The 22,476-nt window shown below is 34.4% G+C and carries 17 protein-coding genes; 6 read left to right on the forward strand and 11 right to left on the reverse strand.

The features are described 5' to 3' along the window. Window positions 1-65: 65 nt before the first annotated feature. Complete coding sequence (locus BM296_RS15735) at window positions 66-674, reverse strand: MORN repeat-containing protein (RefSeq protein WP_091904362.1); 609 nt, start codon at window positions 672-674, stop codon at window positions 66-68. A 57-nt stretch (window positions 675-731) separates the two neighbouring features. Next, entirely contained in the window at window positions 732-1,265 is a 534-nt protein-coding gene (locus BM296_RS15740) for an NUDIX hydrolase (protein WP_091904364.1), read from the reverse strand. Window positions 1,266-1,509: 244 nt separating this feature from the next. Between BM296_RS15740 and BM296_RS15745 the strand changes: the two genes are divergently transcribed. The 3 genes from BM296_RS15745 (at window position 1,510) to BM296_RS15755 (ending at window position 6,448) form a co-directional block, all read left to right on the forward strand. Further along, on the forward strand, window positions 1,510-5,073 hold the full coding sequence (locus tag BM296_RS15745) for a BamA/TamA family outer membrane protein (protein ID WP_091904366.1): 3,564 nt from the start codon (window positions 1,510-1,512) through the stop codon (window positions 5,071-5,073). 322 nt (window positions 5,074-5,395) lie between these two features. Continuing rightward, window positions 5,396-5,779: a response regulator gene (locus BM296_RS15750; protein WP_091904368.1), complete on the forward strand. Its 384-nt coding sequence runs from the start codon at window positions 5,396-5,398 to the stop codon at window positions 5,777-5,779. 249 nt (window positions 5,780-6,028) lie between these two features. Beyond that, complete coding sequence (locus tag BM296_RS15755) at window positions 6,029-6,448, forward strand: response regulator (protein WP_091904370.1); 420 nt, start codon at window positions 6,029-6,031, stop codon at window positions 6,446-6,448. Window positions 6,449-6,598: 150 nt separating this feature from the next. On the opposite strand, the gene BM296_RS15760 is transcribed toward BM296_RS15755, so the two are convergent. The 4 genes from BM296_RS15760 to BM296_RS15775 form a co-directional block, all read right to left on the reverse strand. Next, window positions 6,599-7,984 carry an exonuclease domain-containing protein gene (locus BM296_RS15760; protein WP_091904372.1) on the reverse strand — a complete coding sequence of 462 codons (1,386 nt, stop codon included), beginning with the start codon at window positions 7,982-7,984 and terminating at the stop codon, window positions 6,599-6,601. 9 nt (window positions 7,985-7,993) lie between these two features. Further along, the gene (locus tag BM296_RS15765) at window positions 7,994-10,054 is read right to left on the reverse strand and encodes an ATP-dependent helicase (protein WP_091904374.1); all 2,061 of its coding nucleotides are present in this window, start codon (window positions 10,052-10,054) and stop codon (window positions 7,994-7,996) included. A 182-nt stretch (window positions 10,055-10,236) separates the two neighbouring features. After that, a complete protein-coding gene (locus BM296_RS15770) occupies window positions 10,237-11,451 on the reverse strand; it encodes a sensor histidine kinase (RefSeq protein WP_091904376.1) in 1,215 nt (404 codons plus the stop codon). A 137-nt stretch (window positions 11,452-11,588) separates the two neighbouring features. After that, entirely contained in the window at window positions 11,589-12,485 is an 897-nt protein-coding gene (locus BM296_RS15775) for a mechanosensitive ion channel family protein (RefSeq protein WP_091904378.1), read from the reverse strand. A gap of 372 nt (window positions 12,486-12,857) precedes the next feature. On the opposite strand from BM296_RS15775, the gene BM296_RS15780 reads away from it, so the two are divergent. The 3 genes from BM296_RS15780 to BM296_RS15790 are packed head-to-tail and all read left to right on the forward strand — an operon-like array spanning window position 12,858 to window position 14,782. Further along, window positions 12,858-13,130, forward strand: a complete 273-nt coding sequence (locus BM296_RS15780) for a hypothetical protein (protein ID WP_027066776.1) — start codon at window positions 12,858-12,860, stop codon at window positions 13,128-13,130. A gap of 21 nt (window positions 13,131-13,151) precedes the next feature. Continuing rightward, window positions 13,152-13,517: a S24 family peptidase gene (locus BM296_RS15785; protein ID WP_091904380.1), complete on the forward strand. Its 366-nt coding sequence runs from the start codon at window positions 13,152-13,154 to the stop codon at window positions 13,515-13,517. Continuing rightward, a complete protein-coding gene (locus BM296_RS15790; protein WP_091904382.1) occupies window positions 13,514-14,782 on the forward strand; it encodes a Y-family DNA polymerase in 1,269 nt (422 codons plus the stop codon). Before BM296_RS15785 ends, BM296_RS15790 begins: the two co-directional genes overlap by 4 nt. Window positions 14,783-14,928: 146 nt before the next feature. On the opposite strand, the gene BM296_RS15795 is transcribed toward BM296_RS15790, so the two are convergent. From BM296_RS15795 to BM296_RS15815, 5 genes are read right to left on the reverse strand one after another with little or no spacing between them, the layout of a single operon-like run. After that, entirely contained in the window at window positions 14,929-16,581 is a 1,653-nt protein-coding gene (locus tag BM296_RS15795) for a sulfatase family protein (RefSeq protein ID WP_245787035.1), read from the reverse strand. Between the two features lie 21 nt (window positions 16,582-16,602). Then, a complete protein-coding gene (gene bglX / locus BM296_RS15800) occupies window positions 16,603-18,873 on the reverse strand; it encodes a beta-glucosidase BglX (RefSeq protein ID WP_091904384.1) in 2,271 nt (756 codons plus the stop codon). A gap of 22 nt (window positions 18,874-18,895) precedes the next feature. After that, the gene (locus tag BM296_RS15805) at window positions 18,896-19,687 is read right to left on the reverse strand and encodes a carboxylesterase family protein (protein ID WP_091904386.1); all 792 of its coding nucleotides are present in this window, start codon (window positions 19,685-19,687) and stop codon (window positions 18,896-18,898) included. Further along, on the reverse strand, window positions 19,677-21,107 hold the full coding sequence (locus BM296_RS15810) for a glucoamylase family protein (protein ID WP_245787036.1): 1,431 nt from the start codon (window positions 21,105-21,107) through the stop codon (window positions 19,677-19,679). Before BM296_RS15810 ends, BM296_RS15805 begins: the two co-directional genes overlap by 11 nt. Beyond that, the gene (locus BM296_RS15815) at window positions 21,104-22,462 is read right to left on the reverse strand and encodes a glucoamylase family protein (protein WP_091904390.1); all 1,359 of its coding nucleotides are present in this window, start codon (window positions 22,460-22,462) and stop codon (window positions 21,104-21,106) included. The genes BM296_RS15810 and BM296_RS15815 overlap by 4 nt, the downstream gene beginning before the upstream one ends. Window positions 22,463-22,476 lie beyond the last annotated feature (14 nt).

Raw genomic sequence — 22,476 nt, forward strand, 5'->3', positions numbered from 1 at the left:
TAAGTTCAAGGGTAGCAGTTTTATATTGCTACCTTTTTTTTGATTTTATAATTGGGTTAGGTTTATTAAAACCCTAATGCCTCTAAAACTTCAATTTTCGGTAATTCTTTACTTAATATGCTATTTATGAAGATTCCAGATTTATAGGTGCCGTTTCTAAAGTAAATGATGCCATAGCCATGCCACACACCATCTTTATATTCGCCAATAAATTTTATAACGTTTTTATAATTTTCATTAGAAAATGGCTTGTAGTTAGACCACTTGGTAATACCAAAACCATTCTTTTCATTATTTTCATAAGTACCTAAAAAACTGTAGTCAAGACTTTGAGATAAAGTCATTCCATTAGGGCTCGTATTCTCCCACTTGCTAAAGATATAAGCATTGTCTTTAGGTTTGTACTGTATTCCGAAACCGCTATACTCATTATTTCGACCTTGCCCTGTATACCAACCACCATCTTCTAATTCCCAATTTACTGTCGGGGGTTCATCATTATTCGATTTGCTATTAGAAGAACCAAATAACCAATACCATGAGTTGGTATAGCGATTAACAAACTGTTGGTCTTGATGATAAGCTTCTGCCTTTAGTTTTTGATTTTCCGTTTGTCCAATTACAGTATGTGTGCATATACACAGTACTATGAATACAAATAATCGACTTTTCATTTTTCTTTATGGTTAAACGATTTTGGGGAGATAAACTATGGTTATTGTAATGGAAAGTTACACCTCTAGTTTTCTAGCGATACTTTCTGCTAAGAGTTCTAAAAGAAAAGTCTCCCTTTCAATAGACATCCCTTTTTTGTCACTATTTAACATTGTCTTCTTATTATGGTCAATGGCTTCATAAATGTTGACCCACTTGGCTTTCATTCCATTCTTAATCTCGTATTGCTCCATGTTAGATGTACCCAACGCTGTATTTATTTCGCATGTGTAACAATAAGAAATCATATGTTGCACATCAAAATCGGGTTTGTACCACGGCCTATATTCTTCATAGATACCAAAGGGCTTAATGTTTCTAATATCTTGGGCTCCGGTTTCTTCTATAAGCTCCCTTTTCATACCTTCAATTATATCCTCTCCTAAATCTAATCCGCCACCCGGCAAGCTGTAGTCTTGATATCTCTCTGTATAAAGCAACAAAATGTTAGATTCTTGCATAGCAATACTTCTGGTTGCCAGCCTTGTGAAAATAGATTTGTTATCTAAATTCTCTACCTCAGGATGGTAATGGATTTTTAAATTCTGCATTTGAAAAGTGTAACCTTTAATCCTATTTTTTTATTTTTTTAATGGTAGAAATCAAGCTTCAAAAATACATAAACCTTTGGCAAAATTATGAGTAACAGTAGTTGCTTTTTATAGTTATTTAAAAAACCTATTGAGTTAAATGAATGCGCAGTAGATATCTAACTTTGTGACTATATTTTTTCAGTTAAAATAGAATACAATCTATCCCTGTAAATTCATCAACACGTAATATAAAATCTAATACATGCGTAAAATATTCTTTACCTATACTTTTATTCTTTGTTGTAGTATTATTTTTTCTCAAGATAATGATGCTAACGGTTTAAAGATAGAAAAGGAAGTTTCTCATTCATTCTATATTACATCTAATGTTGGTAATGTTTCTTTTTCTGATGCAAAGAACATATTGGAAGAGATAAATTTAGCATCTAAAAATGATAAGGAGGCAACGCTATTGTTGTTAGGGAATGTCGTAAATAAAGATGGTTTTTCTTCTAACAAAGAAAAGCAAGAAAAAGTAAAGTCTTACCTAGAACCTTTAATGAGTATTTGGGATGAGTTTAATGGTAATGTCATTTTAACGCCAGGGGAGAATGAATGGGTAAAAGATGCACCACAGAGTATAGACGATTTAGAATCTTTTTTACAGGATAATAGCAAAGCTAAATTTTGGCCAAATGACGGTTGCCCTATTGAACGGGAAACTATTAATGATGATGTGGTATTAGAGATGGTAGATTCTCAATGGTATCTAGAAGACTGGGATGATCACCCATATATTAACGAAAAATGTGAGCATAAAACTAGAGATCAGTTTTTGGCAGAGTTTAAAGATGATTTAAAGGATAGTCAAGGTAAAACCGTTATTGTTGCGGTATACCAACCTGTAATGAGTAATTCCAAAATTTCCATGATTAATAAAATGGGCGGATTTACACCAGAATCTTATCAGAATAAAGAGAATAGAATATTACGTGGTAGGATAGAGACAATTGCCAGTCAATTCGAAGATGTCATATTTGTATCTGGCAAAGACCGTAATCTACAATATTTAGAAGATGATGGTATTCCACAAATTATTAGTGGAGCTGTTGGTAAAACTGAAAAGGCAAGGGCGCCTAAAGAAGAACATTTTGAATCTACCATTAACGGTTATGCAAAACTGACTGTGTATAAAGATGGTAGTTCTGTAGTTGATTTAATTGAATTAAAAAATGGAGATTCTAAAGTTGCCTTTACCAAAAAGATTAAAAGGGAACGACTAACTATTGATGAGGTTTCTTTTCCTAAGGAATTTGATGGGTCAACAGCTAGGGCATCTATATATACCAAAGAAGAAACAGATAAAAGCGGATTTTATAAATGGGTATGGGGCGATCACTTTAGAGACCTTTACAGTAAAGAAATTGAAGCACCGGTTTTGAAAATAGATGAACTGCCCAACAATGTTAGACCAATTTCAGAGGGTGGCGGAACACAATCAAGGTCTCTTCGCCTAATAGATGATAATGACCATGAATATACGTTAAGAGCGCTGCGCAAGAGCGCAGTACGTTTTTTACAAACAAACGCTATAGAGCATCATTATGTTGAAGATTATCTTAAAAACACCGTCGCAGAGCGTTATGTGCTCGATTTTTATACTACAGCACATCCTTATGCTCAATTTGCGATGAACGAGTTATCAGAATCCATAAATGTCTTACATGCAAATCCTAATATATATTATGTGCCAAAGCAAAAAGGATTAGGTATTTACAATGAAGATTATGGCGATGCGCTTTTTATGTTAGAGGAACATGTTGGGGACGAAAACAAAAGCTTTGAAACCTTTGGTAACCCAGATGATATAATTAGTACTACCGACCTTCGCTTAGAACTTATGGAATCTAAAGATTCATATGTAGACGAATCAAGTTTTATTCGTGCGCGTTTATTTGATATGTTAGTGGGTAATTGGGATAGACACCAAGATCAGTGGCGTTGGGCTCAGTTTGAAACTGAAGATGGTAAAAAAAGATATGAAGCTATACCTAGAGATTGGGACCAAGCTTTTCCTAAATATGACGGACCAATAATTGGTATGTTGAAATTTGCTTTTCCATTGCTTCGTAAAATGGAAACTTTTAATGATGATATCAAGAATGAGAAGTGGTTTAATTTATCGGGCTATCCTTTAGATAAAGCTTTTATAAAAAATGCTGATTGGGATGACTGGAAAGCACAAGTAGACTATATTCAAGAAAATTTATCTGATGAAGATATAGAGGTTGCCTTTAAATCTTTACCTGAAGCTGCGCAAGATAACAGTATAGAGGAAATTAAAAGGAATTTGCAATCTAGACGAGATAAACTACAAACTATTGTAAGAACATATTATGATTATCTAAACAATTTTGAAGTTGTTATTGGTACGGATGATGATGATGAATTCTTAATTACTAGAAAACCTAATGGAGATACATATATCTCAATCTCAAAAGATTCTATAGTCTTTAATAATACCTACAATTCTAAAGAAACCAAAGAAATATGGGTTTATGGTTTAGATGGCAATGATACGTTTACAGTAAACGGGGAAGGAGATAAGCTTATTGATATTAAAATTATAGGAGGTAAGAAAGATGATATCTATGATTTTAAATCTACAAAAAAAGTAAAGTTGTATGATTATAAGAGTAAGGACAATACTATTATTAATCCTAAATCTAAAAAATGGTTAACAGATTCATATGACATCAATACGTATGATTATACGAAGAGAAAGTACAATGAAAATATACTTTTTCCGAGTTTAGGTTACGATGGCGACACAGGATTTAGAATCGGATTAAAAAATCGTTTTACAACTTACGGTTTGGCAAATGATCCTTTTAAGGCGCAACATACCATAGGAGGGGAGTATTTCTTTGCCACCAACGGATTTGCAATTGATTATAATGCAGAATTTGCTCATGTTTTTTATAACTGGAATTTAGGTTTCGATTTAAGATATGCTAGCCCAAATTTTACAACTAATTATTTTGGAGAGGGTAATAATACTTTTTATGACAATGAAATAGATAGAGATTTTAATAGAGTGCGCATTGCACAGTGGAAAGTTTCTCCTTATTTGGTCCATACCAATGCTGGCAGTAGTTACCATTTTAGGTCAGCCCTAGAATCTTTTGATGTTTGTAATGATGATGAACGCTTTGTTGGTCAATCTTTTTCTTCAGATAATGATGTATATGAAGAGCAATTATATGCTACTGCTGAGGTTGGGTATAAGTACAAAAATGAAAATGATCCTGCTTTTCCAAATAGGGCTATGCAAGCAAATATTGTAACAGGGTATACAGCTACTGTTAATGGATATGACAATAGCTTTGGATATGTAAAACCATCACTGTCATTAACTTATCCTTTACACCCAAGTGGTATAGCTGTTATAGCCACTAAGATTGCTGGTGAAGCTATTATTGGGGATAATTACGAATTTTACCATGGTGCGGTTATAGGGGGCAATCAAAGTTTACGAGCATATAGAAACGAACGGTTTAATGGCAAGTCTTCTTTTTATCAAAGTACAGATTTAAGAGTAGGCGTTACCAGATTTAGAACAAATTTCGTACCTATACAGTTGGGTGTTAGCGCAGGTTTTGATTATGGTCGTGTTTGGACAGATGAAGATAATTCTACCAAGTGGCACAATGATTTTGGTGGTTCTGTTTGGATTTCTGGTTTTAGCGCATTGACAGGAAACCTAGGTTTTTATCATGGAGGAGATGGTAATCGTTTTCTGTTTAGTGTAGGATTTAATTTTTAGTATTCAAATTCCAGAGTTTTAGATTGAGTTTCTCAATTAGATTAAAATCTACTTTGAAAGGAGTAAAGAATATATTTTAAATTTTATAACTTAACGAAAGTTGATTAAAAATATCAGTTGTATGGTTTAGTTGTTAATGGTTAGTGTTAGATTAATACAACTGAGAATGGGGTTCCTTTTTAAAGGAACCCTTTTTTTAAATATAATTGCATACTATTGAAATTGATTATCGATGAAATTTATAGTAAAAGTTAATTAGATAACTGTATTAGCGTATATTTAATATTAGTAGTTTAAGTGATTATAGTTAAAGAACAAATTGATGGGTAAAGTATTTTTGGTGATTGATGATGATATGGTATCGCAATTTACCGCTAGGTACGCTGTGCAACAATCTAATTTTGATGCCCAGATCTATGTCTGTGACAGTGCAACAGAAGCCCTTAATTTATTAACTGAATTAAAGGACGAGAACAAACCTATACCCGACTACATTTTACTAGATTTAATAATGCCTGAAATGACTGGTTGGGAGTTTATAGATGAGTTACAAAGCTATAACGGCAGTTTAGACCAAATGAAAATTTTTATAATGTCTGCATTTACTAATGCGAAAGACAGAGAAAGAGCTAAGAATCATAGAGCAATAGATGGGTATTATGAAAAACCTATATCTAGAAATATGATACAAGCGATTACAAAATAACATACTTATCCTTTTTTTAATTGATAACTATTATGCTATGTAGCTGAGGTTGGTGAATTTCTCATACGTGCTTGTGAAATAGTTAATTATTCCAAGTATTTATATTCACTTAATAGTTAGGTATATAAAAAACTATTTATTTTTATATTAGAATATGTTACCATTTGAGTTAATATTCAATTTTATTGACGAATACTATTAAATGTTTTCCTCATAATTTTAGAGGATGTATTTGTTTTAATAGAACTGATGAAAGATTTAAATATTTATATAGCGGATGATGATTTAGATGATTTAAGCTTTTTTAAAGAAGCTTTAGAAGATATTCCTATAAATACTCAAGTGACTCATTTTGATAACGGAGTAGATTTAATGGATAGGCTATTTTCTGATCAAACATTGCCAGAAGTCATCTTTTTAGATTTATACATGCCCATTATGGACGGATTTGAATGTTTAATGGATATTAGAAATTTCAAGAAATTTAAGAATATTTATATCATCGCTTATTCATCAATATATAGGGAGAGGGAAGTAAACCAGCTCAAACAAGATGGAGCTAACCAATTTTTGAAAAAGTCATCTTCTTATAAAGAGCTGAAAAAACTGTTATTAGATTCATTGTCTAAAGTAAATACAAAGCGCAATGACTTTATTGTACTTACATGATTCTATGGTCAATTTTAAAAGTTAGTTATTTAGATGAATTAAATTTCCAGATATAATAATCTAAGTACTAATTATTCCAGATTTTTGAACACGAAGTTTACTATAACTACTATTGTTGATAAACTAGCTTTAATTTATTTAGTTAGAATGTCAAGAGTTTATGGGCTTTATTTTCCATGGATTTCGTTTTGTATAACTTGAAATTATCATCGCAGTATGGTAAGAATGTTTTTTCGGATCAAGCATATCTTTCAAATCTTCTACACTTGATACAGATTGAGAATTGTCAAGAAAACCGTAACCTTGGTAGACACCATGAAGTATTAAAACAAAACTACGTTCTTCTTTAGAACGACCTTTTTCAAAAACTACATAATTGTCATTTTCGTTATTAAGAAAATCTAAAGCTTTTTCAACCTTAACGTTATATAATCCAATTTCCTCATTTCCACTGCAAACACCATCACATTCCATGTATTCATCATGGGTACACCTTCCTAATTTGCTCTTTAAACCTGTTTGTAACGGACATAATCTAAACTTTTTAGTAAGTTCAATTAAGCGTTTTATTGCGTCTCCTCTCTTTAAGAATATTTCGGTAGGGGAGTGTTGAAATGGTCTTCTTTCAATTTTTAATTGAAGTACGCCTTTTTTATTTTTTTGAGGTGTAATATGATAAGTGATATAACTCTTCTTTTGTATATAATTGAAAGGAGGGTCTAGCTTATCTATTAAATCCGCTTCACGCAATAATGCTATCAATTCACTTCCCGTGGGTTCATAATCTACATGGTAAGTAGCGTTGCAAAGTGCTATTTCTTTATCGCTAGAATTATAGAAATGACTCAACACTCTTTTTTTAATATCCTTCGCCTTGCCCACATAGATTACTTCACCAACTTGATTTTGAAATTTATAAATACCGGGAGTATTGGGTAGTGCATTTAGTTTTTGATACTCAATATTTTTTGGTGCTATATGCTCTTTCTCAACCTTTGGCTCTAAAAATTTAGAGATGACTTTTTCGTTCTCGTCTAGTGAAATCAATCTTTGAAATAATATGGATACTGAAACATTAGTATCACTCATATCATTTGAAGCTAAAAAGGGAATGTTTAAAACACTAGTTAAATATGGTAATTCATAATTGGTCATATTAGGAATTAACTTCTTAGCTAGGCGTAATGTGCATAGCTGAGGAATTTTAAATGAATAGCCCAAGTATTTAAACTCAGACTGTAGGGCATAATGTAAAAATGATGCATTATGACCCACTAATATATGGTCTTCTAGTTCTTTAAGAATAGTAATGGCGATTTCTGAGAATGTAGGTTCTTGTAATAGAAGGCTATCGGATAAACCTGTTTTTTGCTGAATGTAATTAGGTATACGTTCTTCAGGATTTATATTGGTGCTAAATACAGGTTCATAATAATTTCCTTTAAGCTTACTAATAGTTAATTGTACTATTCTTAAAGGATTTGGCTTATAACCGAATGTGGTCATTGAGATAATGGCAAATTTTCTTTCTGGCATGTCTAACCTTTAGCTAAAGTCCATTCCTGATGACAGGTCTATTTTGTTGGGTTCTGGTGCGTCTTTTACAGTTTTAAAATCATGCCCTATAGTTTCTTGTCTTACTAATCCGTCGGGTATGGCTGTCAAAAAATAAGTTTCTGCATCATCTGATTGTTGACCATTATTTGATGGTATAGATTTTTTATGAATAGCCGCAATAGAAGCTGTATTCCTTGTGATAATCAATCTGTTTTTTGCCCTCGTTAATGCTACATATAAAACTCTACGGTCTTCTTCTATAGCATCTACATCATCTAATGACCAAGCAGAAGGAAATGATTTTGGAGACACGTTCAAAACGATACAAACATCAGCTTCCAAGCCTTTGGCGGAGTGGATGGTAGAGATAATTACATGATCTTTTTCTTCGTCAGTCTCTAATTGAGACTCGCTTAGAACAGGTGCACCGTTCATTTTTTCTGCATTGTCCAATAATCCTTCTCCTATAAATTCACCTAAACTTGAATAGCTATTCGCTAAAAGTTTTAAAACTGGGAAATCACCTTTGCGCTTTTCAATCCAATCTTTTCGGTATCTAAACGCAAGTCCTAATGACATGGCATCATAAGCGATGTCGACCATTTTGCCAACCTTTCCTTTTTCTTTTTGCACAGCATTGTAGAGTTCGGCAATTTTAATTCCGTCTTTTCCAGGTATAGCGCCTTGTAAAAGGGTAGGGATATCCGTTTTACCTTCATCAGCAATTATAACCGCCATAATTCTTGATGCTCTAACTTCGCCTATACCTTCCCAAAAAGTCAGGAATCTTACCCAAGCTATTTCATCATATGGGTTATTAACAATTCTAAGTAAAGACACTAAATCTTTAATATGTGCAGCTTGCAAAAATTTTCTTCCACCGTAGGTTACATAGGGTATTTTTCTTCTTATGAAAACTGCCTGTAATGTCTTTGTATAATATTGAGAACGAGATAAAATAAGGTGGTCTGAAAAGCGACGGTCTTCATCTGTATAATTTTTTAAAATCTCATCGGCAACCCAATTCGCCTCTTGCCACTCATCACTTACATTCAGTAGTAAAGGAACTTCACCATCGCCTCTTACGGACTGTAATTCTTTTTTATAATCTATTGGCGATTTTTCTAATAACCAATTAGAAATGTCTAATATCTCTTGTGTAGAGCGGTAATTTTTTTCAAGTTTAAATACTTCAGAATTTGGTACACGTTCTTTAAACTGATGAACATTTTTAAAATCTGCTCCTCTAAAAGAATAGATTGATTGTGCATCGTCACCAACACAAAATAAGTTACATATATCTATAAAGGGCGATAGCAATTCCCACTGTAAAGGGTTGGTATCTTGCATTTCATCAACCAAAAGATAATCTAGATCTTGAGATAATAGTTTTCTAGCTTCGGGGTTTGTTTTCAACTGTGTGGATACCACTAATAACAGATCATCATAATCTAAATAGCGTTGTTCCATTTTTTTCTTTTGATATGCCCTAAGTAAAATTTCTACATTAGGTTTCATAGCCGTTATCTCATATTCGGTATCCTTATCTTCTTTGCCTTTATATATTAAAATACGAATAGATTCAGTCAAGTTCTTTTTTGTATTTCTCGCATAAGAATATACATCTAATAGCTGCTGTGGTTTTATTCTAAGTTTACTATAGACATCACTATGACTTCCTGAAACCATCTTCATTAAGCCTAACTGGTCATCTGGGTCTATAACCGTATAGCTGGCAGCACCAAATAAATTAGGGTATTTAATAATCAATTGATTGCACCAAGAGTGAAAGGTGGCGCCGCTCAATGAACGCCCATTAGATTGTGGTAAACTTGCTTTTACGCGTTCTACTATTTCATTGGCAGCTTTCTTGGTAAACGTAAGTATTTGAATTTTTGATGGGTTTGCACCGTTCTCTATCAAATATGCAGCTCTAGCTATAATTGTACGTGTTTTACCAGTACCGGCACCTGCAAGTACCAGAAGATGCTTACCGGCAAATTCAACCGCTTTCAACTGTTGTTTATTAAGTTCTTCTTTTAAGTGCATTTAATATTGTTAAAAAAACTATGAATTAGACCAAATAAAGGCAAAACATAGGGTTAATATTAATTTTGGTAGCATTCATTGGTTGAGGCTATTAAACTTGAATAATTACATAAAAAAATAAGGAAGTTGATTTTACGATATCATCGCAATTGCTCATAAAGTGTTATATATGAAACGTTTACTTATTGCTTCATGGGCAAATAGACCTTAAAAGTAGCTCCCTTACCCACAATACCATTTGCAATTATAAATCCCTTGTGATTTTCTGTAATTCTCCTTGCTATGGCTAATCCAATCCCTGTTGATTCAGAATATCTTTCAGAATCAAGGCGTTTGAACATACCAAAGATTTTTTCATTATACCTTGGGTCAAAGCCGGTTCCATTATCAGAAATAGTCAATTCGCAATATGAAGTATTTAAATCTAGTTTATCGAATTTTAGATTTTTGCTTTTCTCGATTCTACTGCTAATGGATATTTTAAGACTACAGTCGTCGGATTTGAAAGTTATAGCATTAATAATTAGGTTGTATAGAAGTTGTTCAATTTGATCAGGCATAACCGAGACTGTAGGTAAATCCTCTACGATAATTGTACCATTACATTTAGAGAACTCTTTTAAAAGTCTTTGATGAATATTCTCAACTAGAGTGTTTAAGTTTACTTTCTTGAATTTTTGTGATGATTTCTTGAATTCAGAAAACACCAATAAATCATTTAGTATGTTGCGCATACGTTGCGATTCATTTTTAATACTCTTTAAATATTTTGTTACATCAGTTGTGAGACTAGAATTGTTCTTTTCTAATATTACACTAGTGAACATTTGAATTTTTCTTAAAGGTTCTTGAAGATCATGACTGGATACAAAATCAAAAGATTCTAACTGAAAATCTTTTTTTTCAATTTCTAAATCCTTTAAGCGTAAATTTTCAATCGTATCTAAATGAAAGGATATTAGCTCTGCATAGATGGTAAACATTCCTATAATCTTGGAATTGTTCAATTTATTAGGTTGTGGATCTAGTGCACATAAAGTCCCAAAAAATTCACCGCTTTTGGTTATTATAGGTACAGAAATGTAACTTTGAAACCCGTATTGCATAGGTATGGGATGATTAACATATTCAGGGCTCTGTTCCACATGATCAATAACAACTAATTTGTCATTTTGTCTAACTTCCCTACAAAAAGTAGTTTCAATTTGTAACTCGTCGCCCGGTTTCAATCCGAAGTTTAATTTATCGAGCACACCACAAGTAATCCATCTTTCTGCAGTTACCCTTGCAACTGCTACAAAACCTAAACCTGTAGTTTGGCTAATTACATCAAGAATTGTAGGTAATATGGTTATTGATTGAACATCTTTGATATTTTGGTCAAAACTTACGAGCATAGTTAATTGGAATATAGGTGGGTGTTATTAAATATAGTTATTATATATTACTAAATTGAATTTCGATTACAAAGCTAAATTTCTAAAGGCACTTAAAATTTCATTATATAAAGAGTTGAGCTCATTGATAAAGAGAATTAAGATTTATTCTTTTGGGAGTTAATTCTAAGAGGAAATTCAGATTCTTTGCCATATAATTTTATCTCTTGAATATCTGCAGGCATGTAGTAACCTGCTGCTTCTAATTCTTCTTTTACATTACGAACAACATTACCTTTAGTTATAAGTGCCATTCTCCTAAAGTCTTTGGTATCTACCCAAAAAAATACTTTCAAATTAACCGTGCTAGTAGCAAGCTCATCTTCAATCACAAAATTTTCATGTTCTTCATCTTCAATTACATTTGGTTCTTTCTTCAAAGCCTTTAAAACAGTCTGTTTTGCGCCTTCTATATTGTCTTCATAAGCAATGCCAATTGTAAAATCCCATCTAAAAAAACCATCTTCTGTGTAATTTGTAACGGGTTTTGTCAACACATCACTATTAGGTATATAAACATCTTTACCATCGAAAGACTTAAGTTTTGTATATCTGAATTCTAAAGCTTTTACCTTTCCAAAATTGTCATCTATTTGAACGGTATCATCAACGTCAAAAGGTCTGCTAAATGCCATAATGATTCCTGCAATAAAGTTTTGACCAATATCTTTAAATGCAAATCCTAATACTACTGCGCTAGCACCAGCAGCAGTTAATATTCCAGTAGCTATGGCACCAAGACCGGCAGCTTCCAAAGCCAACATTACAGCAATAATAACGAGTATGTATTTAATGGCTTGTCCTAAAAATTTACTCATTAATGGGTCACCGGTCCTTGCCGATAGTTTTCTTTTAACGAAACCGCCAATCCAAGTCCCAAGAAGTAGTCCTAAAATTACAAGTAGTATTCCCATTCCAATACCTGGTAATTGTTCAATGAAATCATTGTAAAATAGTGTTACAGATTCTGTAATGGTTGTTGTATTCTTTTGCATGGATTAAGAAGTTATGTTCATTTACCCAATTTAGTGGGCTTCGGTAATTTATAATCTATCTGCTAATATAAATTGTCTAAACTGTTTTAAAATTGACTGTAAAGAGTAATGATGATGTTTTAAATCAATCCCAGCTATCTCAGCTTTAACCTATTTCAGTTAATATTTTATCCATTATCATTAATTGCAATAATTAAAATTGTAGATATTACGTCAGTTTCTGATTACTCTTCGTATTTATTGAAGGGTTTACTGATTAAGTTTGGTTAGCCATCTCACCTAGAGATGGCTTTTTTTATTAAAATTATTAGTTGTTAATAATATTATCAAAAATAGTATATATTATTTGGATTATATCCCGAAATTTGGAAAATGTCCAAAACCGTATTTAGAAATTATGATATTAAGGTTATAAAGGCCCTCTTAAAAGAGATTGGTAAAGAGCGCTATAATTGTGCTTTAAAAGATGTAGGCTTATTTGAAAGCAAACCTCTTTCAATGGATGGTTTTTTTGTGGAATATGAAACAGACACACATGATGTAAACCTGTATTACAAATATCCATCGCGCATTATTTGCTATATAATGCCAGTCCTTGGATTTTGGAACGTGCCAATTGATAACTGGGTAAGGGAAAGAAAATAAATTTAGAAAGAAAACTAATTGATGATAGAATTAGATAAGCATTTAATAAAAAAACCTGAAAATAACCATAGGGTACAAAGACCTACACAAACCGGTTTTTCTAGCCCTGCAACACATTATAGTGAACCAAGAATAGATTTGAACGAAGTACTTGTTTCAAATTCATCTTCCACATTCTTTATTAGGGTTATTGATAATTCCTTTAAAGAGAATAATGTTTTAAGCAACGATGTACTGATTGTAGATAAATCTTTGTCGCCAAAAATCGGACAACTTGTTGTAGCTACAGTAGATGATAGTTTTAAGATAATTAAAATAGATAGCGCTTCTAATACTGAACTGAATATTTGGGGAGTAATAACTTATATTATAAAACCTGTATTATGATAGCACTAGTAGATTGCAATAGTTTTTACGCTTCTTGCGAACAAGTATTTAGACCAGATTTAATAAATAAACCGGTAGTAGTTCTAAGTAATAATGATGGTTGTATAATAGCAGCAAATAAGCAAGCCAAGGCATTGGCAGATATACCCATGTTCCAACCCGTATTTAAAATCAAAAAATTGTTGGATGATAATAATGTAAGCTATTTCTCGTCTAATTATACTTTGTATAGTGATATGTCTAGGAGGGTTATGGATACCTTAATGATGTTTTCTCCAAGAGTTGAAGAATATAGCATAGATGAAAGCTTTGTAGATTTAAGTAGTATGCACAACGCAAACTATGATACCATTGCACATACTATAAAAAATACGGTAGAAAAGAATACAGGAATTCCGGTAGGTGTAGGTATAGCAAAGACCAAATCACTTTCTAAGTTAGCGAACAAGTACGCTAAAAAAATAGCAGCCAACAATAATGTTTATGTGGTAGATACAGAACAAAAGAGACAGTATCTTTTAAAAAATCTTAAAGTGAAAGATATATGGGGAATAGGGAAGAAGCATGCTATTCGTCTTCAAGACAAAAATGTAAATACGGCTCTAGATTTTGCTAATATGCCCGTTGCTTGGGTAAGAAAAGAAATGACGGTAATAGGAGAGCGACTTTGGAGAGAATTGAATAATGTGCCCTGTTTAGAATTGGAAACCGTTACCAATGCTAAAAAAGGTATTGGAACTGCTAAATCATTTGGATTTAAACTTACCGAATTTTCACTTATTGAGGAAGCCTGCAGTTTTTATGTAGCTGAAGTTGCGGACTTATTAAGGCAACAACAAAGTCTTGCTTCTCAAATTGAAATTTCATTGGAAACTAACCAACACAGTGCTATTGATAAGCAATACAGAAACAAAATTATCTTAAATTTAGATACGCCTACCGATAGTACCATTAAGCTGACCAAGGTAGCCTTAAAAGGGTTACAGCAGATATTTAAACCGGGATACCGTTATAAAAAAGTAGGGGTGAACCTAGTTCATTTGGTTCATAAAAATGAAGTGCAAACTAACCTGTTCTATAATCCTCATAAAAGTGAGAGCGATGCTATTACAAAACTGATGGATAATTTAAACGGGAAGTACGGTAAGAATAAAATTAAGTTAGCAACCGTAGGTAATCGAAGCAAAGAATGGGCATTGATAAAAGAACATAGAAGCCCTAGGTTTACTACACAATGGGGAGAGCTTTTAACTATTGGAGGTTAGAATTACAGGGTCTGTTTTAAATGATATTTTAAAGGAATAAATTCTAATATGACCTCTCTACTATAGCCCTATAAACTAAACAATTAATTAATGACACTATAAGCAAGATTAAAGAATATCGGTTTATAAATGTTATCATAGAATATTTAGTGAAATGCAGGGACACCTCTTAATCTCTTAAATTGATTGTATGCTTTATTCACCTCTTCCTTGGATGTTTTCATAAATTCAGTTTTGGTGACGCCATATCCTTTTTGGACACTATCTAATTTATGCTGCATAACCGATAGTGTATTTTTATAATAGGGGTTGATAATTACATTGTTTTTTTCATTCGGGTCTTTCTCCAAATCATATAGTTCCCAAGTATCTATATCATCATAAAAATGAATTAGTTTGTAGCGTTTTGTTCTAATACCATAATGTTTCTTTACCATATGGAAAGCAGGGTAGTCATAGTAATGATAATAAACAACGTCTCTGAAATCCTGTTCGTTTAAAGTGCCGTTTAATAATCCTAAAAAAGATTCTCCTTGCATTTCTGAGTTCAAATTTGCAAACCCCGTAAGGTCTAAAAAGGTTGGTGCAAAATCTAAGTTTTGAACCATCGCTTCAATTTTGGCACCAGGCTTAATGGTTCCAGGTAGTTGCATTAATAAAGGAGTTTTAAAAGATTCTTCGTACATAAAACGCTTATCAAACCAGCCATTTTCGCCCATCCAAAAACCTTGATCAGAAGTATATACAACCAATGTATTTTTATCTAAGCCACTCTTTTCTAAATAATCAAGAATTTCACCTACTCCTTCATCAACAGCAGCAATTGTTGCCATGTAGTCCTGTATATAGCGTTGGCCTTTCCAAATAGCCAATTCTTTACCAGTTAATTTTGCTTTATGAAAAGCATTGTTTTTCGTTAAGTAAGCTGCATCCCAAGTCAATCGTTGCTCAGATGTCATTCTATCAAAGTCAGTTGTCCATGGGTTATTGGCAAGTTCTGTCTGTCCATAAGCTGTCGACATTTTTAAATCATGACCTTCATACATATCTTTATAAATGGTCTGAAGTTGTTCTTTCGCAGCCCATTGTTTGTTGAATTCAGGGAAATAACTATCAGGTAGTGGAAATTGTACAGAATCATACAATTTGACATGACGTAAGGCTGGCATCCAATTTCTATGAGGAGCTTTATGCTGTACCATTAAGAAAAAAGGAAGAGAATCGGTTCTATTATATTTTAACCAATTCAAGGCATCTTCAGTAATAATATCAGTCGCATAACCCTCTATACGTGTAGTATCTCCATTTTCAATAAAGTCGGGATTATAATAGTTTCCTTGGTCAACGATAATTTTCCAGTGATCGAATCCTTCTGGGTAACCATGCAAATGCCACTTACCGAACACTGCGGTGTTATAACCAGATTGCTGCAGCATTTTAGGTAATGTAGGCTGACTGCCATTAAAGTGATCTCCGTTTTGTCTAAACCCGTTTATATGGCTATGTTTTCCAGTTAGGATAACTGCTCTACTAGGACCACAAATTGAGTTGGTAACGAAACTATTATTGAATAGTACCCCATTTTTAGCAAGTCTATCAATATTCGGTGTAGGTGCTAATTTACTGATGGGATGACCATAGGCACTAATTGCCTGTACGGCATGATCATCTGCCATAATAAACACGATATTGGGTTTTTGTGCAGTCTTTTTACTCGTATTTATTTTGGTGTTACAAGCAATGGTCAATAACCCTATAAGCGTTAGAATACCTATTCGCATAGTTGATTTCAATTTCATTTTAAATGATGGATCGAAGATTTATTCCAGTTCAAATTCAGCAGACATCTCAGCATTGGAATTTCCACCAACGAACACCTTAAATTTCCCTGGTTCAGCCACAAATTTTAATTCGCTGTTGTAGAATTTTAAATCATTTGCCGATAAGGTAATGGTAACAGTTTTTGATGCTCCTTTTTTTAGAAATATTTTTTGGAATCCCTTTAGTTGTCTTACGGGTGCAGTAATACTACGAACCTCATCTTTTAGGTATAGTTGTACCACTTCTTCTCCATCAAAGTCTCCCGTATTTTTCACTTTAACTGAAACATTTATTGACTCACCTTGTTTTAGGATGTTCTTATCTAAAGTAATTTCACTGTATTCAAAAGAGGTATAGCTTAAACCATAACCAAATGGGAATAAAGGAGAAATTTCACTATCGAGATAATTGGATTTAAATTTTTCGAATTGATGTGTGGGTGCTGGTCTACCTGTATTTTTCATACTATGGTAAATGGGAATTTGACCAACATTCCTAGGCCAACTTGCCGTAAGTTTCCCTGACGGATTGTAATCTCCAAAAAGCACATCGGCAATGGCATTTCCAGCTTCAACACCGGGGTTCCAAACCTGGAGAATGCTAACTGGCAAGTTAAATTCTTCGGAAATGGTTAATGGTCTACCGCTAAATAAAACCAGTACTACCGGTTTTCCAGTTTCCACTAAAGCATGTATCAATTTCTTTTGGCTTTGTGGTATTGATATATCTGTTCTGCTTGCAGCTTCCCCGGCAAATTCTGAAGCTTCCCCGACGACTGCAACGATTACATCTGCATCTTTACTATTTCTCAAAGCTTCTGAAAGCATTGTATCAGGAGTTCTTGTATCGATGTCTACTCGTAGTCCAAAAACATTGGCACGCTTGGCGAGCTCCGTATCATTGGTGATATTTGCGCCTTTGGCGTAACTTATTTGAGAATTAGGAGCTACATTTTTTAAACCTTCCAACACAGGAATTGATAATTGAGGGTCACCCGTAGGAGCCCATGTACCCAACATATTATTTTTGTCGTTCGCCAATGGACCAACTAATGCAATTTTGGCATCCTTTTGTAATGGAAGAACATTGTTTTCGTTCTTTAAAAGTACAAAAGATTGCGTTGCAGTTTTTCTCGCTGCTAATCTATTTTCAGCAGTAAGAATGTCTTTTTCCGGTCTAGAGGTATCTGAATATTTATAAGGGTCATCAAACAGTCCCAATTGATGCTTTGCGGTTAAAATTCTTCTGCAGGCAATGGTGATGGCTTCTTCGGTTACTTTTCCTTCTTGTACAGATTTCTTGAGTGTGGTCAAAAAACCTTCGCCTACCATATCCATATCTAGTCCTGCATTCAGTGATTGAGCTGAAACAGCTTGCAGGTCTCCCAATCCGTGAGCCATCATTTCATTTACAGAAGTATAATCTGATACAACAAAACCTTTAAAGCCCCATTGCTTTCTTAATAAGTCTGCAATCAACCATTTGTTTCCCGTTGCGGGTATACCATCAATATCGTTGAACGATGTCATGGCACTACCAACACCTGCATCTACTGCCGCTTGGTACGGTGGTAGGTATTGGTTGTACATTTTCACCTTGCTCATATCAACAGAATTATAATCGCGACCAGCTTCTACGGCACCGTAAAGAGCCAAGTGTTTTACCGTGGCCATCATGGTGTGCGATTTACTTAAATCGTCACCTTGGTAACCTTTCACCATTGCTTTTGCAATAGCCGATCCTAAATATGGGTCTTCGCCGGAACCTTCAGAAATTCTTCCCCATCTGGCATCACGGGATATATCTACCATTGGCGAAAAATTCCAGTTAATACCATCTGCGGTAGCTTCTTTTGCTGCCATTTTTGCGGCATTTTCAATTAATTCCATATTCCAACTAGAAGCCACACCAAGTGGAATAGGGTAGGTGGTCTTATAACCATGAATAATATCGGAACCTATTAATAACGGAATTTTTAATCTCGAATTTTTTATGGCTATTTCTTGAGCCTGCCTAACTTTCTCTGGTCCTGACACACCAAACAAACCACCTACTTGTCCGGCTTTAATTTTTGCCTCAACATTTTCGCTTACTACAGAGCCTGTGGCGATACCGCCACCAGGTGTCAATAGATTTAGTTGTCCTATTTTTTCATCTAAAGTCATTTCGCTCAATAATGCTTCAACTTCAGGTATGGTTTCTTGCGCAGACATTTTAAAAATGGCAAACGACAATAGTAGTAATGGTAGTAATTTATACGTGTGAGTCATAAATATCGGGTTTAGTGACTTTTTATTCTTTGTTCAAAGAGTTAGAGAAAAGCCATGGTAATAAATCTGGTTCTGCAAAAGCAGGGTCCCAACTATTATGGTTGGCAAAGTCATATAAGGTAAGCCGGGGGAAAGCTCCCTCATGTAGTAAAGCACTAACCATTTCCATTGTTTGTAATGGGGCAACAACGTTATCATGAGCACCATGAAATGCCCATAGAGGAATTTTCTTCGCGTAATTTGTTGCGTAAGTTGGATCGCCCGCGCCACATATGGCTATTGCGGCAGCAAAACGGTCTGGTTGCCTTGCCAAAAGTTCATAGGTGCCCATACCGCCCATAGAAAGTCCCATGACATAAGTTTTGCTTTTATCTACAAAGTCTTCTTTTTCATAATTGCTCAATAATTGCAGCACAAGGTCCATTGCTTTGGTTGGTCCTTTTTTAAATTGAAAATCTAATTGAATAGGGTAGTTGCTACGATCTACGTTTACCTGTGCCCAATAATCATCTTTAGGACATTGTGGCATAATCACAATTGTAGGAAATTTGGTTCTATTGTTTTGGTCAAGAAATAGTGAACTACCATGTGTTAATTGTTTTTGGTTGTCATTGCCTCTTTCCCCCGCACCATGTAAAAATAAGATTAACGGATATGTTTTTTGCGCGTCAAAATTTTCAGGATATAGCATTCGATATGGCAACGTATCACCTTTTACGATCAATGCTTTCTTTTCAAATAAATTGGTATCCTGTGCGAAAGCTGTAAAGCTGCATATAAAAATAAAGGCGAGAAGTAAGTGTTTATTTTTCATACGTAAAACCTAGTTTGTCAAGACCGTTTTGAATGTCTTCATTCTGCATGAAAAGATTCCAAAGTAGACCACTTCTGTAATTTTCTATCATTATGATTTCAGGTCCTTGGTCAATCGCCAAATAAGCTTTAGCAACCCAAAAGTTGTTTTGCGGACTAAAAGCATCATAAAATCCTGCCGGACCTAATAATTTATCTTTATGCTGATAAAAATAGCGTAGCGCTTTTAGAGATTCGTCTGGAGTATAGGGAATGGAGCTTATAGCTGCTGTTGGTGATATTACACCTGTGTCATTACTTGGGCTATGTGCATTGTAACCCAAAGTACTATCAGTATTTCTAGAATAACTTGCCGTCAATCCCCAGCAATTTTCGCCATAATCGATGAAGTTTTTAGGATTTTCTACACAGTACAGATAATTGATTTTAGCATGGTTGATGGCCGCAGCACCATAATCGACGAATTCATCGTTCAAATTTTGTGGCTTGAGTCCTAAATAAGAGTAGTGCGAAAAAAATAATGGTCCGCCATTAGGGGAATTTCCTGCATGATCTACCACTAATGGAATGTTATATGCACTACTAGCATCATTTATAGCCCCGTTAGATGCCCAGCCATTGGTATATACCTCTTTTTCAATAGAAAAATCTGGTGAAGCGGCAGCCATTACGTAAGTAATCATTACTTCATTATATCCTTTCAATTCTAGATTGATATCAAAACCAAAATTAGGACTCCAATGCCAATACAGGCTATTTTTATTTTGCGTGTACCAATTCCATTCAACACCTTTCCAAAGGGTGTCAGCTTTATTCGCTAATGACTTTTCGGTTTCGTCACCATCTTTAAAATATTCTTTAATACAGATCAAGCCTTGTGCCAAAAATGCGGTTTCTACAAGGTCGCCACCATTATCCATTTCGCTAAAAGGTCTAACGGTACCATTGGTGCCATCTAACCAGTGTGGCCACGCACCGTGAAAACGATCGGCAGATGCCAAAAAACTTAAGATTTGATCAATACGTTCTACTGATTCGTTTCTGCTTATAAAACCTCTTTCTACTCCTACAATCAAAGCCATTAAACCAAAACCTGTACCACCAATACTTACGGTGTTAGGGTCGTTTGATGGTTCGTTGGGATGAAAACGTTCACGAGCTGCACCCGAATTAGCTTCTGCATAATCCCAAAAGTATTTGAAGGTTTCTTGTTGAGTAAGGTCTAAAAGTTCTTCATCTGAAATTTCTGGTACTTCAGGTTCCGGTACGTTCGGAGTTTCCGGAAGTTCAGATTCGCCCGTTGGGGCATCGGGTTCAGATGAGGAACACGCCATTACCGTCATCGTTAAGATTCCTAAGAATACTACGAACACTTTTTGGAGTATTTGCTTTTGATGCCTATGTCGATTTATGCCCTTCATTTTGGTGATGCTACAGAAAACCCTAATTTATCTAACCCCTTAACGACATCTTTATTGGTCATAAATAGCATCCAGAATAGTCCGCTTCTATGGTTTTCAATCATTACCGGTATAGGACCTTGGTCGATAGCCAAATACCTTGGCAATACCCAATTTTCTTCTAAGCTGAAAGCATCATATGGACCGTATTTACCAACCAGTGTATCGTGATTCGTATACAGATTTCTTAAAAATGCCATGCTCTCTTTAGGTGCATATGGCATGGAAGAAAGAGCTGCAGTTGGCGAAATAACGCTGATATCCCTATCTGGTCTATGTCCGTCATATCCTTTAATAGAATAGCTGGATGTAAGCCCCCAAAGGTCTTCTCCGTATCCTTTGAAATTCTTAGGGTTATCAACGGCATACTTGTATTGTATCATAGTATGATTACGATTCAATTCCCAGTAATCTGCATATTGGTCTTTTAGTCCTTTCGGATTTAAACCTGTATAAGAATAGTGAGCCCAGAACATAGGACCTACGGGTGAAGCATCACTTTCATAATGGTCTAAAATAGTTGGTAACCCATAATAAGTAGTGTCTTTTGTGATTGCTCCATCTCTAGCCCAACCTTGGTCATAAACTTCTTTGGAAATAGGATGTGTTGGAGATGCCGCTGCCAGAATGTACATAATCAATGCTTCGTTGTAACCACCAACAGGAAAGTTCATATCCCACTCATATTCTGGAGACCAGTGCCAATACAGTACATTTTCACCTTTTGTATACCAATCCCATTCTACTTCTTCCCATAGTATTTGTATACGTTGCGCCAGTGCTTGCTCTCGATCATTTCCGTCCTTGAAATATTCTTTCACGGTCAATAATCCTTCAATGAGGAATGCGGTTTCAACTAAATCACCACCGTTATCTTTTTTACTGAATGGCGTCATTTTACCATCTGGGGTGAGCCAGTGTGGCCAAGCACCATGAAAACGATCGGCATTGTCAAGAAAATCTACTGCTTTTTCAAGTCGTTCAAGACCCATTTCACGCGTTATGAATTCTCTTTCAATTCCTACTAAAATTGCCATGACACCAAAACCTGAACCACCAATGGTGATAATATCCTTGTCATGAGTTGGGTAAATATCATCTAAATGAATTCTTTCTCTTGCCAGCCCTGATGTTGGTTCGGCACCTTCCCAAAAATAATTAAACGTCTGTTTTTGAACGGAATCTAATAATTGTTCATCCGTTAATTTTATATCTTCTTTTTGCTTGTCTTGATCTCTAAGTTTGGACTTAGAGGATTGACCATTACAACCCACTAACAAAGTTGCAATGGTCATTGAAATTAAAAATAACCTCATAAAAATCTACTACA

This window comes from Maribacter stanieri (assembly GCF_900112245.1).
Classification (GTDB): domain Bacteria; phylum Bacteroidota; class Bacteroidia; order Flavobacteriales; family Flavobacteriaceae; genus Maribacter; species Maribacter stanieri.